Source organism: Treponema paraluiscuniculi Cuniculi A, from assembly GCF_000217655.1.
Taxonomy (GTDB): domain Bacteria; phylum Spirochaetota; class Spirochaetia; order Treponematales; family Treponemataceae; genus Treponema; species Treponema pallidum.
Genome location: NC_015714.1, coordinates 815,172 through 834,588 on the forward strand (window position 1 = coordinate 815,172; position 19,417 = coordinate 834,588).

Annotated in this window: 15 protein-coding genes; 9 read left to right on the forward strand and 6 right to left on the reverse strand. The window is 54.1% G+C overall.

Annotated features, from left to right (window positions below):
• Positions 1-21: 21 nt before the first annotated feature.
• From fmt to rpsU, 3 genes are read right to left on the reverse strand one after another with little or no spacing between them, the layout of a single operon-like run.
• Positions 22-981, reverse strand: a complete 960-nt coding sequence (fmt, locus tag TPCCA_RS03730) for a methionyl-tRNA formyltransferase (RefSeq protein WP_013945355.1) — start codon at positions 979-981, stop codon at positions 22-24.
• A 3-nt stretch (positions 982-984) separates the two neighbouring features.
• Positions 985-1,473, reverse strand: coding sequence for a peptide deformylase (gene def, locus TPCCA_RS03735; RefSeq protein ID WP_010882202.1), 489 nt, complete (start codon positions 1,471-1,473; stop codon positions 985-987).
• Positions 1,474-1,513: 40 nt separating this feature from the next.
• Positions 1,514-1,723, reverse strand: coding sequence for a 30S ribosomal protein S21 (gene rpsU / locus TPCCA_RS03740; protein ID WP_010882203.1), 210 nt, complete (start codon positions 1,721-1,723; stop codon positions 1,514-1,516).
• Positions 1,724-2,010: 287 nt separating this feature from the next.
• On the opposite strand from rpsU, the gene TPCCA_RS03745 reads away from it, so the two are divergent.
• The 3 genes from TPCCA_RS03745 to TPCCA_RS03755 are packed head-to-tail and all read left to right on the forward strand — an operon-like array spanning position 2,011 to position 5,946.
• On the forward strand, positions 2,011-3,876 hold the full coding sequence (locus TPCCA_RS03745) for a penicillin-binding protein (RefSeq protein ID WP_013945356.1): 1,866 nt from the start codon (positions 2,011-2,013) through the stop codon (positions 3,874-3,876).
• The gene (locus TPCCA_RS03750; RefSeq protein WP_013945357.1) at positions 3,857-4,735 is read left to right on the forward strand and encodes a motility associated factor glycosyltransferase family protein; all 879 of its coding nucleotides are present in this window, start codon (positions 3,857-3,859) and stop codon (positions 4,733-4,735) included. Before TPCCA_RS03745 ends, TPCCA_RS03750 begins: the two co-directional genes overlap by 20 nt.
• 20 nt (positions 4,736-4,755) lie before the next feature.
• A complete protein-coding gene (locus TPCCA_RS03755) occupies positions 4,756-5,946 on the forward strand; it encodes a 6-hydroxymethylpterin diphosphokinase MptE-like protein (RefSeq protein ID WP_013945358.1) in 1,191 nt (396 codons plus the stop codon).
• 61 nt (positions 5,947-6,007) lie between these two features.
• On the opposite strand, the gene TPCCA_RS03760 is transcribed toward TPCCA_RS03755, so the two are convergent.
• The gene (locus TPCCA_RS03760) at positions 6,008-6,949 is read right to left on the reverse strand and encodes a hypothetical protein (protein WP_010882208.1); all 942 of its coding nucleotides are present in this window, start codon (positions 6,947-6,949) and stop codon (positions 6,008-6,010) included.
• On the opposite strand from TPCCA_RS03760, the gene TPCCA_RS03765 reads away from it, so the two are divergent.
• Entirely contained in the window at positions 6,908-8,083 is a 1,176-nt protein-coding gene (locus TPCCA_RS03765; RefSeq protein WP_013945360.1) for an HD-GYP domain-containing protein, read from the forward strand. The two genes, TPCCA_RS03760 and TPCCA_RS03765, sit on opposite strands and share 42 nt — an antisense overlap.
• Here TPCCA_RS03765 and ftsH read toward each other — a convergent pair.
• Positions 8,065-9,894, reverse strand: coding sequence for an ATP-dependent zinc metalloprotease FtsH (ftsH, locus tag TPCCA_RS03770; RefSeq protein ID WP_245522218.1), 1,830 nt, complete (start codon positions 9,892-9,894; stop codon positions 8,065-8,067). The genes TPCCA_RS03765 and ftsH overlap by 19 nt on opposite strands.
• Positions 9,895-10,296: 402 nt before the next feature.
• Between ftsH and TPCCA_RS03775 the strand changes: the two genes are divergently transcribed.
• From TPCCA_RS03775 to TPCCA_RS03795, 5 genes are all read left to right on the forward strand, one after another.
• Entirely contained in the window at positions 10,297-11,178 is an 882-nt protein-coding gene (locus TPCCA_RS03775; RefSeq protein WP_013945362.1) for a hypothetical protein, read from the forward strand.
• A gap of 204 nt (positions 11,179-11,382) precedes the next feature.
• Positions 11,383-13,470: an elongation factor G gene (fusA, locus tag TPCCA_RS03780; protein ID WP_010882212.1), complete on the forward strand. Its 2,088-nt coding sequence runs from the start codon at positions 11,383-11,385 to the stop codon at positions 13,468-13,470.
• A 138-nt stretch (positions 13,471-13,608) separates the two neighbouring features.
• A complete protein-coding gene (gene tmpA, locus TPCCA_RS03785; protein ID WP_010882213.1) occupies positions 13,609-14,646 on the forward strand; it encodes a migration/adhesion factor TmpA in 1,038 nt (345 codons plus the stop codon).
• Positions 14,643-15,620 (forward strand): LysM peptidoglycan-binding domain-containing protein, encoded by a 978-nt coding sequence (locus tag TPCCA_RS05525; RefSeq protein ID WP_013945364.1) that lies wholly within the window; start codon positions 14,643-14,645, stop codon positions 15,618-15,620. Before tmpA ends, TPCCA_RS05525 begins: the two co-directional genes overlap by 4 nt.
• 173 nt (positions 15,621-15,793) lie before the next feature.
• Positions 15,794-17,608, forward strand: coding sequence for a DEAD/DEAH box helicase (locus tag TPCCA_RS03795; RefSeq protein WP_245522098.1), 1,815 nt, complete (start codon positions 15,794-15,796; stop codon positions 17,606-17,608).
• A 24-nt stretch (positions 17,609-17,632) separates the two neighbouring features.
• On the opposite strand, the gene TPCCA_RS03800 is transcribed toward TPCCA_RS03795, so the two are convergent.
• Positions 17,633-19,414: a Na/Pi cotransporter family protein gene (locus TPCCA_RS03800; protein ID WP_013945366.1), complete on the reverse strand. Its 1,782-nt coding sequence runs from the start codon at positions 19,412-19,414 to the stop codon at positions 17,633-17,635.
• Positions 19,415-19,417: the final 3 nt, after the last annotated feature.

Below are 19,417 nucleotides of genomic sequence, written 5' to 3' on the forward strand. Positions count from 1 at the left end.
CTCACGCCCGGCGTGTATCACTCACACCCCTAACCTACCTGTCAGCAAGAGAGGGGAACCATTGAGGAAATCTCTCCAAAACAGAGGTTTTTTCCCGGAGCGCTGCAACTGTAAAAGAGACAGAACTCCATCGCCTGTCTGGACAAACACCCCATTTTTATCTGCAGCAAGCACCGTCCCCACAGGAGCGAGGGGAACAAACGAAGACTCACACGACCTCGCCTGCAAAATCGCTATCCTTTCCCCATCTTTATAGGTGAACAGACCCGGCCAGGGAGTAAAGGCCCGAATCTTGCGCTCCAACACAACTGCAGGATTACTCCAGTCCGCCAATCCCATCTCCCTACAGAGCTTACCACAAAATGTTGCCTGCGAGTGATCCTGTGCTGCAGGGGCGAGCGTGTGCCGCTCAACACCGACTAAAACATCATCCACAAGATCGGCAGCCACCAAAGACAAACGAGAAAGAAGCGCGCCAGTAGTCTCTGTACCGTCGAGCTGAACACGGGACTGCGCAAGAATGTCCCCTGCATCCATCTCCTCACCAATGTACTGGAGCGTCACACCCGTCTCGCAGTCCCCCGCTAAAATCGCCGCAGGGACCGGTGTACTCCCTCGCCAACGCGGCAACAACGAAGGATGAACGTTAATAGCACCGCGCGGGAAAAGCGCAAGGAACCGAGGGCCAAAAATCCTACCATAGGCAAAACACACCAGCACGTCCGGACGCAAAGCCTCCACCGCGTCATAAAAGGCGCGATCCAAACGCCCCGGAACGAAAAGAGACGCAGACTCAGGAAGAACCCCAGACGCTTTTAAGCGAAAAAATTCCCTTGCAACCGCAGAATGGACAAGCTTCCCCGAGCGTCCGACAGCAGCAGGAGGATTCGTCAAAACCCCCACAACCCGATGAGCGCACGCCACCCGGCGCAAAGAAGGCACGGCACACTCTGGAGTTCCCGCGAAGAAGACCCTCACCATGGGCTAACGAATCGTCCCGCGCAGCGCCGCATACCGACGAAGGGCATCATCCCTCCGCTTTTCGTCAATGCGATCCAAAAAAAGAATACCGTCAAGATGATCGTACTCGTGCTGGATCACTCTTGCCAGAATACCATCTGCATCAACGGCACAACGTTTACCATTCTCGTCGAGGTACTGCACACTCACCCGACGCGGACGCAACACCCTTTCATAAATGTGAGGAATGCTCAAACAGCCTTCCTCGTAGGAAGATTGCTCTTCAGACGCGGCAGTGATCTGGGGATTGATAAAAGCGCGGACGTGGTGCTCAACATCTACTACAAACACGCGGACGGTACGCCCTACCTGCGGCGCCGCAAGCCCCACACCGCCTGCCCCACGCATCACACGAAACATACCCGAGATGAACGCGCGCAGCTGCTCGTCCACCTCCGAAACCGGCTCGGAAACCGTTGTCAGGCACGGCTCACCTAAAAACTTAAGCTCCACCGCCTCTTCCCGCTCTTACCCAAGAGAAACTCATACCCGCTTAGTACAGCCTTGAGTCGCTGACCTTGCGCCCCTTCTTCATCAGCTTGCGCCGCAACGCCTTCTTCTTGCGATTCAGAAGCGTGGAAGGCTTCTCATAAAATTCTTTTTTCTTCCACTCGCGAATAATACCTTCCTTCTCCACCTGGCGCTTGAAGCGCTTAATTGCCTTCTCTAAATTCTCAGAATCATCCACCGTTATGTGAGCCACCGACCCTCCCCTGAAAAAAACACAGCCTACCAGGGGTAGGCTAGCGCAAAAGACGTCCCCTGTCAATCGTTTCTTCCGAAAGCACTCCTGCCTCCCCCGCACGCACACCCTACGTGTCTCGCTTATGCAACCGCTGACCTTCCTAACGTGCGTCTACCTGTGGTACAGTGCAGCGCCGTGCGTAGAAGTCAAAATTGTCCGCACCGACCTCCTTTCGAGTGCATCCGTGGGACGCTAGCCTACCCTGCACAGGCGTCCACTCCTCCTGGGAGGAGGCCTGACCTGCCGTGAACATTACCCGAAGCCGCGTTGCGGTCTTTATCTCCTCCCTGACCGCTGTGCTTCTGCTGCTCACCGTTCAGTGCGCGCGGTACATGCTCATGCGTGGCAACGAGACAAAGGAACTGAACACACTCACTGAACGCGGCGCGATCTTGGACCGAAATGGCCGGTTTCTTGCCGTTGGAACCACCGTCTACAACCTCAGTGTTAACAAAAATCTTGTCTCAGACCCACGCACTGCAGCCCACGTGTTAGCACAGGTTCTTGACCTTTCAGAACAAGATATTGAAGAAAAATTCCGCACCGCGCGCGCTCACTTCTTTTACCTCAAGAAAAAAATGAGTGAAACGGAAAAGAACCTTGTCGCTCACGCTCTTAAGGAGCACTCCCTGAAAGGATTTCGCCTAGAGGCAGTGCGCAACCGCATCTATCCAGAAAGTAGCCTAGCGTCCACGGTCATCGGATACGTAGGTGATGACGGAAGGGGACTGAGCGGTATCGAGTACACCTTGCAGGATGTTCTTTCTCCTGCCCCGTACCACACCGGGTATACGGGCAAGGGGCATACTGTCACCCTCTCGATCGACCGAACCATCCAGTACATGATGGAAAAAATCGCAGATACTACGCTCCGGCGTACCCAGGCAGAAGGACTCATGTTCCTTGCGGTGGAGGCTAAGACAGGTCAGATTTTATCCTACGTCAGCAAGCCGTCTGCTAACCTTTCACACTTTTCCCAAAGTACCCCTGCCGAACGCTTCGATCGCCCCGCCCTTTTCATCTATGAGCCTGGCTCTGTGTTCAAAATTTTTTCCATCGCTGCACTGTTAGAACTCGGGGTAACTTACACCCACGACACGCTCCACTGCGACGGTTCCTTCTCCTTTACCTCCCCCTTTTCAAAACCAGGTCAAAAAGGCCATCTCATCCGCTGCCTGCGCCCACACGGTACCATCAGCGCTGAAGATATCATCCGGCTTTCGTGTAATGACGGCATGGCACAAATTGCTGAACGTGCCGACAACCACAGCTTTGAGCAGCTATTACGCGCCTTTGGATTTGGCGCGAAAACAGAAATTGAGTTACCGGGGGAAACCGTCGGTCTCTTCTCTCCCTCAGAACGCTGGTCCCACCGCAGCAAGCACACCATCGCAATCGGCCAGGAAATTGGCGTCTCTGCCTTGCAGGTTGTGGCTGCCGCTACCGCGCTCGCCAACGAGGGCGTACCGCTCGGCCTCTCCCTCCTCCATGAGGTCACTACCGCCGAAGGTACCGTGGTGTACCGGCACAAAAAGAAACCCAAAACACGCGTTATCTCCGCAGTAAATGCGCAAAAGGTGTTGCGATACATGCGCACCGCCGCAGAACTTGGCACCGGGAAAAAGGCGCTCGTAGACGGGGTGCCGATCGCAGTCAAAACAGGCACTGCGCAAATGGCGCACAGAAATGGTCGCGGCTACAGCGACACCGACTACCTTGCAAGTTGCATCGGCCTTTTCCCCGCGCACGATCCAGAAATTATCTTATACATTGCCATCATCCGTCCTATCGGACAAGCCTATGGAGAGCTCATTGCAGCGCCTGTCATCTCTCAAGCGGCAAACGAGATTATCGACTACCGCGGTATGGTCCGTGCCAATGCCCCGTTAATCCAACACAGCGGTCTCATCCATACGTCAGAACGGACACCTCCACGGTTGGGAACCCATATGCCAGACCTCACCGGTCAACCTAAACGTTTACTCCTGGATATTGCAAAACGCACCGACGTGCACCTTGTCCTTACAGGAGAAGGTTATGTGTACGAGCAGCATCCGCCTGCGGGCACACCTCTGACAAAAGGAATGACCATTGAACTCAAACTCAAATAAAAAGCGAGATCCCGCGCGTTTCCCGGCCGGTGTTGCGCAAGGCTGCAGTACCACACGCGTAGGGGATCTGAAACACAGAAGAAAGCATCCCTTTGAGAAGTTTTTTGCGCAAAACAGCGCTCTTTTTGCCCAGCGGTTTCCAGATCTTGCACATGCGCTGACACTTCCAAACGAGCAGCTCCTGCAACGTATCCCTCCTGATTACCTCCTTGCAGCGGCCCATGACGGAGACGCAACGCTTGCAGTACGGGGCACCTATCTCCACTCAAAATATCGGCCGCGGCAAGAGGCTGCACGTCTTATCAGCCAGGATTTTTTTACGCACGCGATTGCAAAAGGCGGCTATGTAGGTGCAGGTTTAGGTCTTGGCTATGTAGCAGAACTGTACGCGCAGCAGCACCCTACGCACACGGTAGTGCTTATCGAGCCAGATATATTCGTGTTCCTGCTTTTTTTAGCCAGTAGACCTCTCACTCCCCTCCTCCGACACGAACGTCTAAAAATACTGCCTGCACAGACGGTACCGGATGTGTTGCAGTTCCTGCGCGCCACGGGGGATGTGTCTCTCCCCCTGTTCCATTTCTTACCAGCCCAGGAGCTAAACGCCGCGTGGTTTCACGATTTTACCCAGGCGCACCGGCACGCAACTGCACAGGCAGAAACGAATAAGCAAACGCTGCAACGGTTCGGTCCGCTTTGGATACGCAACACTATAAAAAATGCCGCACAGCTGTGTGTGCGCACGCCCGTAAATGCGCTGCGCAACTGCGCGGCAGGGAGTACTGCACTCATCATTGCAGGTGGCCCTGGGGTGGATGCGAGTATATCGTTCCTTCCGTACCTAAAAAAAAAACACTGATTATTGCGGTTGATACCGCGTTGCGCGCGTGTGCACGCGCGCGCGTCACCCCGGACGTTGTGCTTCTGTTTGATCCACAATACTGGAACTATTTGCACGTAGCACGTGCGGTGGCGCCCCATGCACTGCTTATCACTGACATTTCTGTGTTCCCTGCAGTGTTTCGACTCCCGTGGGAGTACATTGTCCTTGCAGGTTCGGCATGCCCTTTCGCTACATCCCTTGCGCACCATGATGCCTCCTGCTCTCCTTCCCACGCTCTTCCTCTCCCTTTTGTCGCGCCTGATCTTCTCGCCTCAGGTGGGTCGGTTGCTACAAGTGCGTGGGAATGTGCCCGCTACTTGGGAGCGACAACCATAGTGTACATAGGGTTGGATCTGGCATTTCCTGGAGCGCGCACGCACTTTCGCGGAGCGCTGTTTGAGGAGCGGGCACACCTGCAATCGGGTCGAGTGGCTCCTGCCGAAACTACCTCCTTCTGTGCACTGCACTCCCTGCCCCTATATCCTGTCCCGGCTGCATCTGACCCCCATCCAGGAAAGAACTCCCCTGCTTCCCCTACCGGGGAGAACAAAGAGCAAACGGTGCTAACCGACGCGCGTTTTTCACTGTACGCCGCGTGGCTCGAAGCACACCTTGCGCGTTATACGCACATTAAAACGTATGCGCTTGAGCCTGCAGGAAGGAGAGTTGCAGGCATCACGCCCTTGCGCTTTTCCCAGCTTGTCACGTTACTCAACCGGTCTGCAGCTGTGCCGCACTGCCGGACCATGTATAGCCGCCGACGCAGGCTATACTCCCGGTATAGAAACAGCAGCGTGCAGGTCAATTGCACCGATGCGGTGCGCTGGAGGCGCACGATGAAGAGTACACCTGTGCACTGTCTCGGTCATTTCACGAAGAAAAAGAAATCCGCAGAAGGTGCACGGAACCTATGGCGTGCTCTCAGACGTGCGGATACGCGGTGCGCTTCTCTCCATAACCTCGAGCACGCACTTGAGAGAACTCGTTCCTTCCTCAACGCGATGCCACTGACACCCACAACGTATGAAAACAAAACACATGCATTGTACACAGCGCTGTGCACGCTCCTCCCGACCGAGCCTACCTACCGCGCACGGGCACACGCACACCTCTTTGAACTCCTCACCCGAACACTCAAGTTTTGCGCCGCCTATACCGAGAAGGGGGGGGAGTGGCGCGAGGCCTGACATCCGGGGCCACTCAAAGACGTGTGTGGGGCGCAGGGGCAGGGCCCGTGCGTTCCCCCTTTCAGGGAAAGAGCCAAGCGCGTGCGTCCTGCATCAGTTTTAGAAACACCAAGACGTCTACGTTTTGCTTCTTGCGATTCTCGTAGTCCGCCCAGCGGCGGGGCGTGTAGTGTGCATGGACGTCTGCCCTCACCTGTGCTGCATGCGCACAGCCGCGCGCAATCAGCTGGGCGTCGTGCGCGGGGGCGCGCCTAAGTTTTTCAGGAAGCACTTCTGACAGAAGGTATGCACTGAGTACGCGAATCAACGGCTGACGCTTGGTGTGCACCAACGTGAGAAGATGCGCGTGTGCCTGTTCAAAGTCGCCGCACAGGTGACACGCGAATGCGAGGTAAAAGCGAGTCCACGGCTGGACGGGTGCCTGTGTGGCGGCAACGCGCGTCATAAAGGTACGCAGCTCCGAGTACTTTCCCGCAAGGAGCTTGCCAACGGCAAAGGTGAGCGCGCACTTCATGATATACCGAGGGCGCTGCGCGTGCACAAAATGTTCTAGTCGCTCAAGTGCTTCAAAGTCACTTAAAAGGATCAGTGACTCTGAAAGGAGAGACACCCTCCGCAAGGCAACCCTATTGCGGGTGAACACTTCCTCCTCCAAAAGAGCTGCCAATGCCGACCAATCTTCCGCATCCAGGTATCGAAGCAGTCTCCTGTTTTTAACATAGAGTGTATTTATCAGCAAAAAGAGTAGGAGAAAAATGAGAAAAAAAATCCCATACGCGCGCACAGATTGCCAGCCTGTACCCCGGACAGGAGTGAGAAACAGAACATATCCGGTACCCATACACAGCAGCAGGAGTGCACCGTTAAAAAGCACTACTAATGCTTTGATCTTCATGGGAAATCTCCTATACTGCCTCCCCGCCTGTGCGGGGCGCCATTCTACTATGGGGGCGAGCGAAACGTGAATACGTATGCAATTGTAGATATATCCGAGGAAACCCACTTCAGCGATGACGTGTATCTTGATGACACTTTTTTAGTGCTGACCCCCGCAGGTCTCTTTGACGAAGCGCTAAAGAGTCGACTGCAGAAGTGGGACTTCACCACGGTGCACACCGGCGGACAACTGCTTTCTTCTGAGACTACACTGGAGTGTCCTCTGCCTGCATCCGGCGATCCAAACGCGAAGGGTGCTCCCGGATCCGAGGCCTTGCGTGCACAACGAAGCCGTTTTCACGCACTGGAGAAACAGTACAACGAGTTTCAAATGTTCGTTGAGCACGTTTTTGATCAGTATCGTGCAAAGCAGAGCCTGAACACGCGTGCGGTCATTGACCGTGCGAAGATGCTTTGCGAATTGGTAAAAAAGCATCGGCAAACGCTACTGCGCGTCCTTCCCACCATTCCCTACCGGGAGCACTACGCGCTTGAGACACATGCACTCCGTTCGACGTTGTATGCTGTTGTCATTGGGTTACAGCTAAAAATGCAACCGTTCAAGATCATTGAGCTCGCAACATCTTGTCTGCTTCACGAAATTGGCATGGCGCGCGTTATCCCGAAGGCGTACACCACGGAGGGGGAGTTAGATCCAAAAACGCAGAAGGCGATCTTTGCGCACCCTATTATCTCCTACCATATCCTGCGTGACCACTCGCTCCCTCTGCCGGTGTGTGTTGGGGCACTTGAGCATCACGAGCGCGAAAATGGGCTCGGCTACCCGCGCAGGCTCGTGGGAGAAAAGATTTCCCTCTATGGCAAGATAATCGCAGTCGCTTGTTCTTACGAGGCAGCAACCGCCCCGCGCTCATACAAGGAAATGAAAAACGCCGCTGAGGGCATCGTCGACCTTGTGCGTAACGCGAACACCCAGTATGACGAAGTCATTTCGCGCGCGCTTCTCTTTGCCCTGTCGTTTTATCCTATCGGGACCCATGTGCACTTATCAAACGGGAAAATCGCGCAGGTGGTGGACGTTAACCCCGACGACCCACGCTTCCCCATCGTGCAGGTACACGGAGAAATTCACCGCAACGGCAAGCCCATCATCCACAGCACGAGCGCGGACGAAATTTTTATCACGCGGGCCCTGAGCGTAAAGGAACAGCGCCTTATCCTTCAGGAAGGTGGCGACTGACCCTGCGCAGGGGCGGATGCCCCTTCCTGCTGCTGGCTTAGACGCTTTTTTAGCCCCTCTAGGTCGTGTTCGCAGCGAATAACTTCCTCAAACTCGTCGCGCTCGATGGTTTCTCGCTCCAAAAGGCGCGTTGCGATGTACTCAAGGAGCTCTTTTTTCTCCGTTAAGAGTGCTACCACCGCGCGGTAGCGCTCAGCTAGAACGCGCGCCACTTCCTCATCAACGTACTGCTGTGTGCACTCCGAATACTCGCGCGCTAACTGCGGCTCCGCGAGATACCCAGTTCCGCGGCGAGTAAGTGCAACGTTTTGAAACTTTGCGCTCATCCCATAATCTGTAATCATCTTGCGGACAATGTCTGTTGCGCGAGAAATATCGTTCCCTGCACCAGTTGAAACTTCCCCAAAGGCTACAAATTCCGCTGCGCGTCCTGAAAGCAGCACATCTACTTCTGCCAACAACTGCTGCTCCGTAACAATATGCCGATCGTCTTCAGGAATGTGAAAAGTATATCCAAGCGCAGAGGTGCCCCGGGGAATAATTGTAATTTTGTGCACCTTGTCTGCACCCTTCGTGAAGGTACCTGCAAGGGCATGTCCTGTCTCGTGGTACGCAATAATCCGGCGCTCTTCTTCTCGAATTACCCGACTTTTTTTCTGCAATCCTATCATTGTCTTTTCGACCGCTTCGTCCAAATCCGTTTCAATCACCTGCGCACGCCCAGACCGTACCGCAAGCAACGCTGCCTCGTTCACCACGTTTGCTAAATCAGCACCTGAATACCCACCGGTGATGCGCGCCACTGCCTTCAAATCCACTTCTGGCGCTAACTTCACGTTCTGCGCATGAATACGCAGAATTGCCTCTCTTCCCTTAAGATCGGGCCGATCTACGCAAACCTGTCGGTCAAAACGACCGGGGCGTAGGAGCGCAGGATCTAACACATCGGGGCGATTGGTAGCAGCAAGCAAAATGAGACCGGTGGTGTTATCAAACCCATCCATTTCTACCAGAAGCTGGTTAAGCGTTTGTTCCCGCTCATCGTTGGAATGGATAGCGTTCAGGCGGCTTTTTCCAATTGCGTCAAGCTCATCGATAAAAATAATCCCTGGCGCCTTCTCCCGCGCTTGTTTGAATAAATCGCGCACACGCGAGGCGCCAATCCCCACAAACATTTCGATGAAGTCTGAGCCACTGATGCGAAAAAAGGGCACTGACGCCTCACCTGCCACTGCGCGTGCAAGCAACGTCTTACCCGTCCCTGGGGGACCGACCAACAGCACCCCGCGGGGAATTTTCCCCCCGATTTCAGTATACTTTTTAGGGAACTTGAGAAAATCAACTACTTCCATCAGCTCTTCTTTTGCCTCATCCACCCCTGCAACGTCTGCAAAGCGTGTGGTGACCTTTCCTTCTTCCACCGCCGCAGAGCGCGCGTGTCCGGCTGAGAAAATACTGCTCCCCAGCCCGCTTACATTTGAGGCCATCCGCTTAAAGAAAAAGCGCCAGACAAAAAAGAGGATGAGCAGCGGAAAGAGATATTGAAATGTCTCTATGAGGTAATTGCGCTCGCGCGGCTTAATACTGTAGACCACCTGCCGCTCATCGAGCATGCTCAAAAAGGAATCGGAGAGGACACCGATGGCATGATAGGTAGGAGCCTCCCGCTCAGAGAGCAACGAGAAACCCCGCGCAGAAGGCGCAGGGCGCGCGGAAGTGTACCCGACAAAGTAAGGGGAACCGACAACAACCTTTACGATTTCCCCACTTGCAATGCGATCTTTAAATTCCGAGAACGGGATGATGCGCAAAGCACGGGAAAACAAAAAGTGGTTTGCAAGAGCAAGCAGCGCACAAAGAGCAAGGAGCACGAGCGAGAGCACCTTACGCGAATTTCTGCGCGGAGGTCTTTCGCGTGACGACGAAGGGCCTTTTTGAGGGCGGGGGGAGAACTTAAAAAACCCGAATGGATCTGAAGAATCATCTGACTGTTTGTAGCGCGTATTCATCTCAGTTAAGGCTCCCTTTTGCAGTGCGCGCGGGCACGCCGGCCCATGATACACGAAAAGAAGGTGAAACGTCGACAGACTGTGTGAGAGCCGTACGGCGCAGCTTAGCGACGTCCGCTGGGGCGGTATGCACGGTGCTGCAAAAAAATACACGCGCGCGGCTATTGCTTACCCTCATGCGCGCGTTCACCGAAACTTCACCTAATGACACCTACCTATCACCCGTACCCGGGCGACAATCGCCCCTTTCTATACGCCGCGCTTCAGCGACGTGAGCACCTGTCCCTTATCCGGTACCGCGCAGGGCACGCGCAGGACCTGGCACCCTTGAGAGCGTTCTTGGCGCGCATCGAGGCGCACGCAACCGTCATTGGTGCACGCACGCGTGGGGACACCCTTTTTATCCTTGCCGCATCGATGCCGTCTGATGCACTGCGCGACGAAAAACACGCATATGTGCGCACAATCTCCTGGGAACAGGCTCCTCAGATACTTGAGACGTTGGAGCGTCCGCCGCTCCCTCCTTATTGCCCGCCCGTTCCTACTTCCTGTTCTTCTTCGCGTCTTATTCCCGACGTGCCGCACAACACCAGGTCACACGCGCAGGAGAGTTCCTACACCTCTCGGCATGCGCTTTTGACGCTGCTCATTGAGTGGCGCGCGCTCATGGTAGAGATGGACTATTCAGTGAGAGCGCACAGGGTGCGGCGTAGTTCTGCTCCGTTGCATGAAAGACACGGCACTCTTCCCTCTGACGTACTGCTCTTCCAAACACAGGGGGAGGTCTGCGCTCTCTGTGCCTTTCAGTTGCAGCACGTGCGCGCAGTAGGCGGGCAGCGTCATCTTATCATTCATGAAGCGGCAGGAGGCGGGAACATTGCATGCGAACGCATTTTCTCTCTCAAGGAGATTGATTTTGCCACTGCAAAATTTACTGAGCGTATCCGTCGCGGGCTGTACCAGGTTGCTGTGCATACGGCACACGCAGACTTTACGGTCAACCTCATCGTTCCCTCACTCAGAGAGCAGGGCGGCGCCTACTCCCTTGCAGAGTCTTCTGCCTTTCACAGGAGGGAAAGCGCGTAAGCTGCAGGTTACGCAAAACTAGCGGTTCTAGCCCGGAGGGGTGAAGCGCACCGTGTGCATCGGCACGACCCCGCCAGAGAAGGCGGGCGCCCGTCTTCCCCGCGGTGGCGGGCTGCGCCCTGCTACCCCTGCGGAGCGGGGCCTTGTCTTTTTCCTGAGGGCTTGTTACGCTGCGCGCCAGTCCCCGAGGAAGAAGGAATTGCTATGAGTAGAGGTATTTCTACCTTCAGGAATATCGGCATCAGCGCGCACATAGATTCTGGAAAGACAACCCTTTCTGAGCGCATTCTCTTTTACTGTGATCGTATTCACGCCATCCATGAGGTGCGTGGTAAAGACGGTGTTGGCGCCACCATGGACAACATGGAGCTTGAGCGGGAGCGCGGTATTACCATCCAGTCTGCCTCCACCCAGGTCCAGTGGAAGGGACACACTATAAACGTCATTGACACTCCCGGGCACGTTGACTTCACCATCGAGGTGGAGCGCTCCTTGCGCGTTTTAGACGGTGCCGTCCTCGTACTCTGTTCGGTTGCAGGCGTCCAGTCCCAGTCCATCACTGTCGACCGGCAGCTCCGCCGCTATCACGTGCCCCGTATCTCATTTATCAATAAGTGTGATCGTACGGGTGCCAACCCTTTCAAGGTCTGCGCTCAGCTGCGCGAAAAGCTCTCCCTTAACGCGCATCTTATGCAGTTACCCATTGGGCTTGAAGACCGTCTAGAGGGTGTCATCGATTTAATTTCGCTCAAAGCCCTCTATTTCGAGGGAGAAAGTGGCGCGCACGTGCGTGAGGCGCCCATTCCCGAACAGTATCAGGCAGATGTGAAAAAGTACCGGGATGAACTCATCGATGCGGCGTCTTTGTTTTCTGACGAGCTTGCTGAGGCCTACCTTGAAGGAACTGAGACCGATCAATTGATTCGAGCGGCAGTACGTGCGGGCACCATTGCAGAAAAGTTTGTCCCGGTTTTTTGCGGTTCTGCGTACAAAAATAAAGGTATTCAGCCACTTTTGGACGCTATCACATACTATCTGCCAGATCCTACCGAGGTAACTAATACCGCGCTCGATCTGGATAGAGCCGAGGAGCCAGTTACCCTCTCCACCGATGCAGACGCACCGGTAGTTGCGCTCGGGTTTAAACTAGAGGATGGCAAATACGGCCAACTCACCTATGTGCGTGTATATCAGGGGACTATCAAAAAAGGGGCTGAGCTTTTTAACGTCCGCGCGCGCAAGAAATTCAAGGTGGGCCGTTTGGTACGGATGAACTCTAACCAGATGGAAGACATCAGTGAGGGAACCCCCGGAGACATTGTGGCGCTTTTCGGCGTGGACTGCGCGTCGGGAGACACCTTTTGCAGTGGAGATCTGAATTACGCAATGACTTCGATGTTTGTTCCAGAGCCGGTCATCTCGCTTTCCATCACTCCTAAGGACAAGCGGTCCGCTGACCAAGTTTCCAAAGCGCTGAACCGGTTCACCAAGGAAGATCCTACCTTCCGCAGCTTCGTAGATCCTGAGTCTAACCAAACTATCATCCAGGGGATGGGGGAGTTGCACCTGGATGTGTACATTGAGCGCATGCGACGCGAGTATAAGTGTGAGGTGGAGACGGGCATGCCGCAGGTGGCGTATCGGGAGGCAATTAGTGCGCGCGCGGATTTTAACTACACCCACAAAAAGCAAACCGGCGGTTCCGGGCAGTTCGGGCGTGTGGCCGGCTTTATAGAGCCCATCGCCGGGCAGGACTATGAGTTTGTAGATCAAATCAAGGGAGGAGTAATCCCAAATGAGTTTATCCCTTCGTGTGACAAAGGCTTTCGCACAGCGGTAAAGAAAGGAACTCTTATTGGTTTTCCGATTGTGGGGGTGCGCGTTACCATTAACGATGGGCAGTCTCACCCGGTTGACTCCTCAGACATGGCGTTCCAGGCGGCAGCGATTGGTGCCTTTCGTGAAGCGTACAATGGGGCAAAGCCAGTAGTCTTAGAGCCAATCATGCGAGTGTCGGTGGAAGGGCCCCAGGAGTTCCAAGGCAGTGTCTTTGGGTTAATTAACCAGCGGCGGGGAGTGGTGGTATCGTCAGCGGACGATGAACAATTTTCCCGCGTGGACGCGGAGGTCCCGCTGAGCGAGATGTTCGGGTTCTCCACCGTGCTACGTTCTTCCACACAAGGTAAGGCTGAGTATTCTATGGAGTTTGCTAAGTACGGCAAGGCACCGCAAGGTGTGACGGACTCGCTCATAAAGGAGTACCAAGAGAAACGAAAAGCAGAACAAAGGTAAGCGTAACGTGCTAGGCGGCGCGTCCTTTTCGACGCGGTGGCGAAGTCTTGAATAAGGGGGCTTTCTGGTGTACCCTCCCGGGCCGAACGGTACTCTCCTCACATGAGCCGAGGAGGTATCACGTGGGAGGTTAACATCATGAATGCTCATACGCTTGTGTACTCCGGCGTAGCACTTGCCTGCGCGGCTATGCTCGGCTCCTGTGCCTCGGGCGCCAAGGAGGAAGCTGAAAAGAAGGCTGCAGAGCAGCGTGCGCTTCTGGTCGAGAGTGCGCATGCTGACCGTAGGCTTATGGAGGCGCGTATCGGCGCGCAAGAGTCTGGCGCAGACACCCAGCACCCCGAACTTTTCTCCCAGATTCAGGACGTTGAGCGCCAGTCTACCGACGCCAAGATTGAAGGGGACCTCAAGAAAGCTGCCGGTGTCGCCTCAGAAGCTGCGGATAAGTACGAGATTCTCAGGAACCGAGTTGAAGTTGCTGACCTACAATCTAAGATCCAGACTCACCAGCTTGCGCAGTACGACGGGGACAGCGCGAACGCTGCGGAAGAATCGTGGAAGAAGGCACTTGAATTATACGAGACCGATAGCGCGCAGTGTCTGCAATCCACCGTCGAAGCGCTCGAGTCGTATCGGAAAGTCGCGCATGAGGGATTCGGCCGCTTACTACCCGATATGAAGGCACGTGCGGGTGCTGCAAAGACGGACGTTGGCGGTCTTAAGGTAGCCGTCGAGCTGCGTCCACAGCTGGAAGAAGCTGACAGCCAATACCAAGAAGCACGTGAAGCTGAAGAGGTAAATGCACGTGCCAAAGCTTTTAGCGGGTACCACCGTGCCCTCGAGATCTACACAGAACTGGGGAAGGTTGTACGCCTGAAGAAGACCGAGGCGGAAAAGGCGCTGCAGTCTGCAAAAACAAAGCAAAAGGCGTCCTCTGACCTTGCGCGGAGTGCGGATAAGAGTGCCCCACTTCCTGAAAACGCTCAGGGTTTCTCAAAGGAGCCGATTGAGGTAGAGCCGCTTCCAAACGACAGGCTTAACACAACGCAGGCAGATGAGTCTGCGCCGATCCCCATATCTGACACCTCTTCACCTTCTCGCGTGCAGTCTCGGGGTGTTGAAGACGGAGGACGTTCTCCAAAATCCTCTATGAACGAAGAAGGAGCCTCTCGATGAAGACACGTAATTTCTCGCTCGTATCCGCGTTGTACGTACTGCTGGGTGTTCCTCTGTTTGTGTCTGCCGCTTCCTACGACGACAATGAATTTTCTCGCAAGAGTCGTGCGTACTCGGAGCTTGCAGAGAAGACATACGATGCGGGAGAGTATGACGTCTCTGCAGAGTACGCCCGGCTCGCTGAGGATTTTGCGCAAAAATCCTCGGTCTACATCAAGGAAACTATGGCGCGCACCACTGCCGAGGACGCTATGAACGCTGCGCGCACCCGCCACGCGTGGGCGAAAAATGAGCGCATCGATCGCGCCTATCCGACCGAGTATTTGCTCGCTAGCGAGGCTATCAAGACCGGAGGGCTCGCTTTTGACAGCAAGCAGTACGACGTAGCGCTCACGTGGGCGCGTAAGGCGTTGGACGCACTCAAAAACGTAAAGCCTGAAAGTCAGTTGCTTGCAAAGGCCGCGAAGGAGGAGGCTGCGCGCAAGGCCGCCGAGGCACGAAAACTCGAAGAACAAAGAATTGCAGCCCAGAAAGCGCAGGAAGAACGTAAGCGTGCGGAGGAGGAAGCTGCGCGCAAGGCCGCCGAGGCACGAAAACTCGAAGAACAAAGAATTGCAGCCCAGAAAGCGCAGGAAGAACGTAAGCGTGCGGAGGAGGAAGCTGCGCGCAGGGCCGCCGAGGAAGCAGCGCGAAAGGCGGAGGAACTCGAGAAGGGTCGTGTGCTACCTGCGCAATACAAGGTGACTACGTGGTCCATTGACCGGGAATGTTTCTGGAATATTGCCAAAAACCCCGCCGTTTATGGCGACCCCTTCCTCTGGAAGAAGTTGTATGAGGCGAACAAGGACAAAATTCCTCAGTCCAAAAACCCCAATTGGGTAGAGCCTGAGACAGTCCTGGTCATCCCCAGTCTCAAGGGAGAGGAGCGCGAGGGTCTGTATGAGCCCAACGTGAAATACCGTCCTCTGCCGTAGCGGATAGGCAAGGGCGTATACGCTTTCTCCCCTTTTCCACAAGGGTGCAAGGGGCGTGGTTGGGAGCCCATAGAGAAAGAGCTCCCAGAGCGCTGGAACGCTACGGTGTCCAGCGCTCTTTGTGTGTTTTTGTCTCTACAAGAAAGTTCCACTTTTTGCTACACTTCCCTCCTATGGGCGTGTCCTTTGAAGAGCTTGGTTTGAATGAACAATCGCTTGCAGCGGTGCGACTCAAGGGGTTTCGGTGCCCAACTCCCATCCAGGCTGCTGCCATTCCCCGACTGTTGGCAGGGGATGCGAATATCATCGCAAAGGCCCGAACCGGGACTGGAAAAACGGCCGCCTTCGGCCTCCCCCTTATCCAAGAACTGGGAAGCCCGTGCGAACACCCAGGGGCCTTGGTGCTTGTTCCTACAAGGGAGCTCGCTGCGCAGGTCGCAAGCGAACTGAGCTCCCTGAGGATACAAAAAATACCCCGGATTCACACCGTGTACGGTGGAGTCTCCATCGCGGAGCAGCTGCGTAATCTTGAACAGGGTGGAGAGATAATAGTAGGAACGCCCGGGCGCGTCATCGATCATATTGAGCGCGGTTCTCTCGAGCTGTCTTATCTGCGCTACTTCATATTAGACGAAGCGGATGAGATGCTAAACATGGGTTTCGTTGAGGATATAGAGTCTATCTTCTCTCATGCAAATAAAGACGCACGCGTCCTTATGTTTTCTGCCACTATGCCCAGGCAGATCCTTTCTATTGCCTCTACCTTCATGGGAAGCTACGAGGTTGTTGAAGAAGTCACTCCAGAAGAGGCGCGCCCGCTCATTGAACAATTTATGTGGGTTGTAAGGGACGCTGACAAAATTGAGGCGCTTGTGCGCCTTATTGATGTGAGCGACAACTTTTACGGTCTGGTGTTCTGTCAAACCAAGGCGGACGCCGACACTGTTGCGAAATCTCTAGACGAACGCCATTACCATGTTGCTGCACTTCACGGAGATATTCCGCAAAGCCAGCGAGAAAAAATTCTCGAGCGCTTTCGTACAAAACGAGCGCGTATTCTCGTCGCCACTGATGTTGCCGCTCGCGGCATTGACATCGAAGGAATTACGCACGTGGTGAACTACTCCATTCCTCATGATAGCGCTACTTACACGCACCGCGTCGGCAGAACTGGACGCGCAGGATCACAGGGTATCGCTATCAGTTTTGTACGCCCACACGAGACACGACGGATGGAGTATCTGAGTAAACACTGTAATGGCGAATTGAAAGCTAGTACGGTACCTTTGGTGGAGCACATTCTTGCTCAAAAGGAGGGGCGTATTTTCTCGTCCCTCAAGACTCATCTTTGCCAATTACTCTCTGAAGGGGTGCACGGAACCTTTACCCGTTTTGCGCAGCGGCTGCTCCAAGAAGACCTTAAAGCTCGCGTGGCAGAAGCCCCGGGTACTCCCGCTGACGTTCCTCAGGAACCGAACGTGTCGCTTGTCGCCGCGCTCCTGCAAATCCACTACGGTACTGCGCTGGACCCCAGGCAGTACCGGGATATTAAAACGATTACGCCAGAGACGGCCCGCGCACGTCCCCATGACGTGGAAAAGGCATATGTGCGCATTGAGTACGGAAAAAAAAGCTACCCCACTCGAAAGCGTGTTGTGCAGTTCATCTGTGCCCTGGTAAAAATCCCCGGTCATCTTGTAGATCGCGTTGACATAACCGAACGCTGCGCGTTTGCGCGCATACCCCGACGCGCAGCGGAGGAAGCAGTTCGCTTATCCAAGAAGCGCAAGGACCTGCCGCGCGTTTCCTTCGTCGGGCACGCCAATCGCCTGAGAAATACCGATACCCCTGCAGAAAAGTCTACCTATCCAAGGCGCCTCCCTCCCGGAGAAGGCCTAAGGGAGCAGATTTCAAGAAGAACCTCTTCCTCTAAGAAGGCTTCTGGGAAACCGGAGAATTCTCTTCCCCCCCCAAGAACATCGCCTTGATTGATGCAGCGGCTCACTGCGCCACTACAGCATTCGTGCAAGCCAGCGCGAGATACTAAGGGCATAGTTACCGACGGCTTCTATACCACGCACGATGTCCATATATAGGAGCTCCGCCTTTACATCTGCACCCTGCTCAAGACGTCTGCGCACAAGTCCTTTTAGATGGGCCCCCTTGCTTTCGATAGAGCGCGTCATTTGGTTTACGTGCAACACCTGCTTATCTTCCAGTGGACGGTTCAAGTGCGAATACACAAAGTCAACGCACTCATCCACCATGCCGACGTACGGGACTAACTCCTCGATATCATCACGCTTGAGCGGTACATTTCCCTTGATGCTCTTATGGAAGTACAACCCTATACCACACAAATGGTCAGTAATATTTTCAATATCGTCTGCAATGGAAAACATTAATTGCACGTTATGTTTTGCTTTCTCGCTCAAAGAAAGATGCGATGTTTTAATCAGAAAGCGCGAAAGCTGTTCCTGCATTTGATCTGCATAATCCTCTTCCTTTGTCAGGCGTGTTACGATCTCATCAGTAGAAAGCACACACGTTCCCTGAATGGACTTACGGATAGTAACAAGCATACCCTGTGCTATTGAAAACATTTTTTTCAGTTCAATTTCCGCACGAAAAATATGTGCCTCAGCGCTCTCTTTTACCGCAGTTTCTTGAAAAACAAGTTGATACCTTTCTGGAGCGTCGTCATACCGAGGACGAATTAACCACTCTACAAACGCTGCAAGGTGCTTAGTGAAGGGAAACACAATAATAGTGTTGACGATGTTAAACATACTGTGAAAGAGCGCAAGCCGCACTGTGATGTTATCAAAACCCGAATTCTTTGGAGTCAAAACATACAAGAGTGCCAAAACTGGATGAAAAAACATCAAAAAAACCAATGCACCAAACACATTAAACAGCACGTGGACTGCGGCAGCTCTCCGTGCGTTCAATTTACTCCCAATGGCTGCAATTGCAGCATCAATGGTAGAGCCCACATTACTTCCTAATACGCTTGCTGCAGCGAACTCCACTCCGATGACACCACCGAACGCCATAGTCAGCACGATCGCAGTGGTTGCAGACGAGGAGTGCAAGATGACCGTTAACATAAAGCCTGATAGGAGTCCTACAAAAACACTGAGCGCGCGATCCTCAACTGCAATTTTAAGGAAGGAAAGCTCTTCTACAGAAAGTGGAGGAATGAGCGAAGAGAGCAAACCAAGCCCGGTAAAGAGAAGACCAAAGCCCATGATGCTCTCGCCCAAATGTTCTTTATGCAAGTGTTTAAAAAAAGTCAGAAAATAGCCAATCCCAAAGGCGGGGACAGCGATTGACGCAAGCTTAAACTGAAAACCCACAAGCGCAACAATCCAAGCAGTAACAGTGGTACCGATATTCGCACCAAGAATTACGCCGATTGACTGCGTCAAAGAAAGCACTCCCGCGTTAATAAAAGAAATCGTCATAACCGTCGTAGCCCCTGACGACTGCACAATAGCGGTAACTGCCATGCCGGTTAGCACCGCGAAGAAACAGTTACTGGTCATCACTTGGAGAATTTTGTGGAGGCTTTCTCCAGTACCCTTTTGGATACCGTCACTCATCAGCTTCATACCAAAGAGCATGAAGCCAAGGCTTCCGATACCCTGCAAAAGGACAGCCACAAGGTGCATCGGCGCCCACCATAGCAAGAACAGGGGATACGTATCAATTGTCCGAAGCGGGACACTGCGCCGTACGGACGTATGTTTATTAGTCAATCTCTCTTTTCTCAAATAGTCTCGCCGTGACATCGC

What these genes read in the sequence shown, in the direction of transcription:
- fmt (WP_013945355.1), bottom strand. Translation starts at nt 981, where the DNA reads ATGGTGAGGGTCTTCTTCGCGGGAACTCCAGAGTGTGCCGTGCCTTCT.
- TPCCA_RS03775 (WP_013945362.1), top strand. Translation starts at nt 10,297, where the DNA reads ATGACACCTACCTATCACCCGTACCCGGGCGACAATCGCCCCTTTCTA.
- fusA (WP_010882212.1), top strand. Translation starts at nt 11,383, where the DNA reads ATGAGTAGAGGTATTTCTACCTTCAGGAATATCGGCATCAGCGCGCAC.
- tmpA (WP_010882213.1), top strand. Translation starts at nt 13,609, where the DNA reads ATGAATGCTCATACGCTTGTGTACTCCGGCGTAGCACTTGCCTGCGCG.
- TPCCA_RS05525 (WP_013945364.1), top strand. Translation starts at nt 14,643, where the DNA reads ATGAAGACACGTAATTTCTCGCTCGTATCCGCGTTGTACGTACTGCTG.
- TPCCA_RS03795 (WP_245522098.1), top strand. Translation starts at nt 15,794, where the DNA reads ATGGGCGTGTCCTTTGAAGAGCTTGGTTTGAATGAACAATCGCTTGCA.
- TPCCA_RS03800 (WP_013945366.1), bottom strand. Translation starts at nt 19,414, where the DNA reads ATGTCACGGCGAGACTATTTGAGAAAAGAGAGATTGACTAATAAACAT.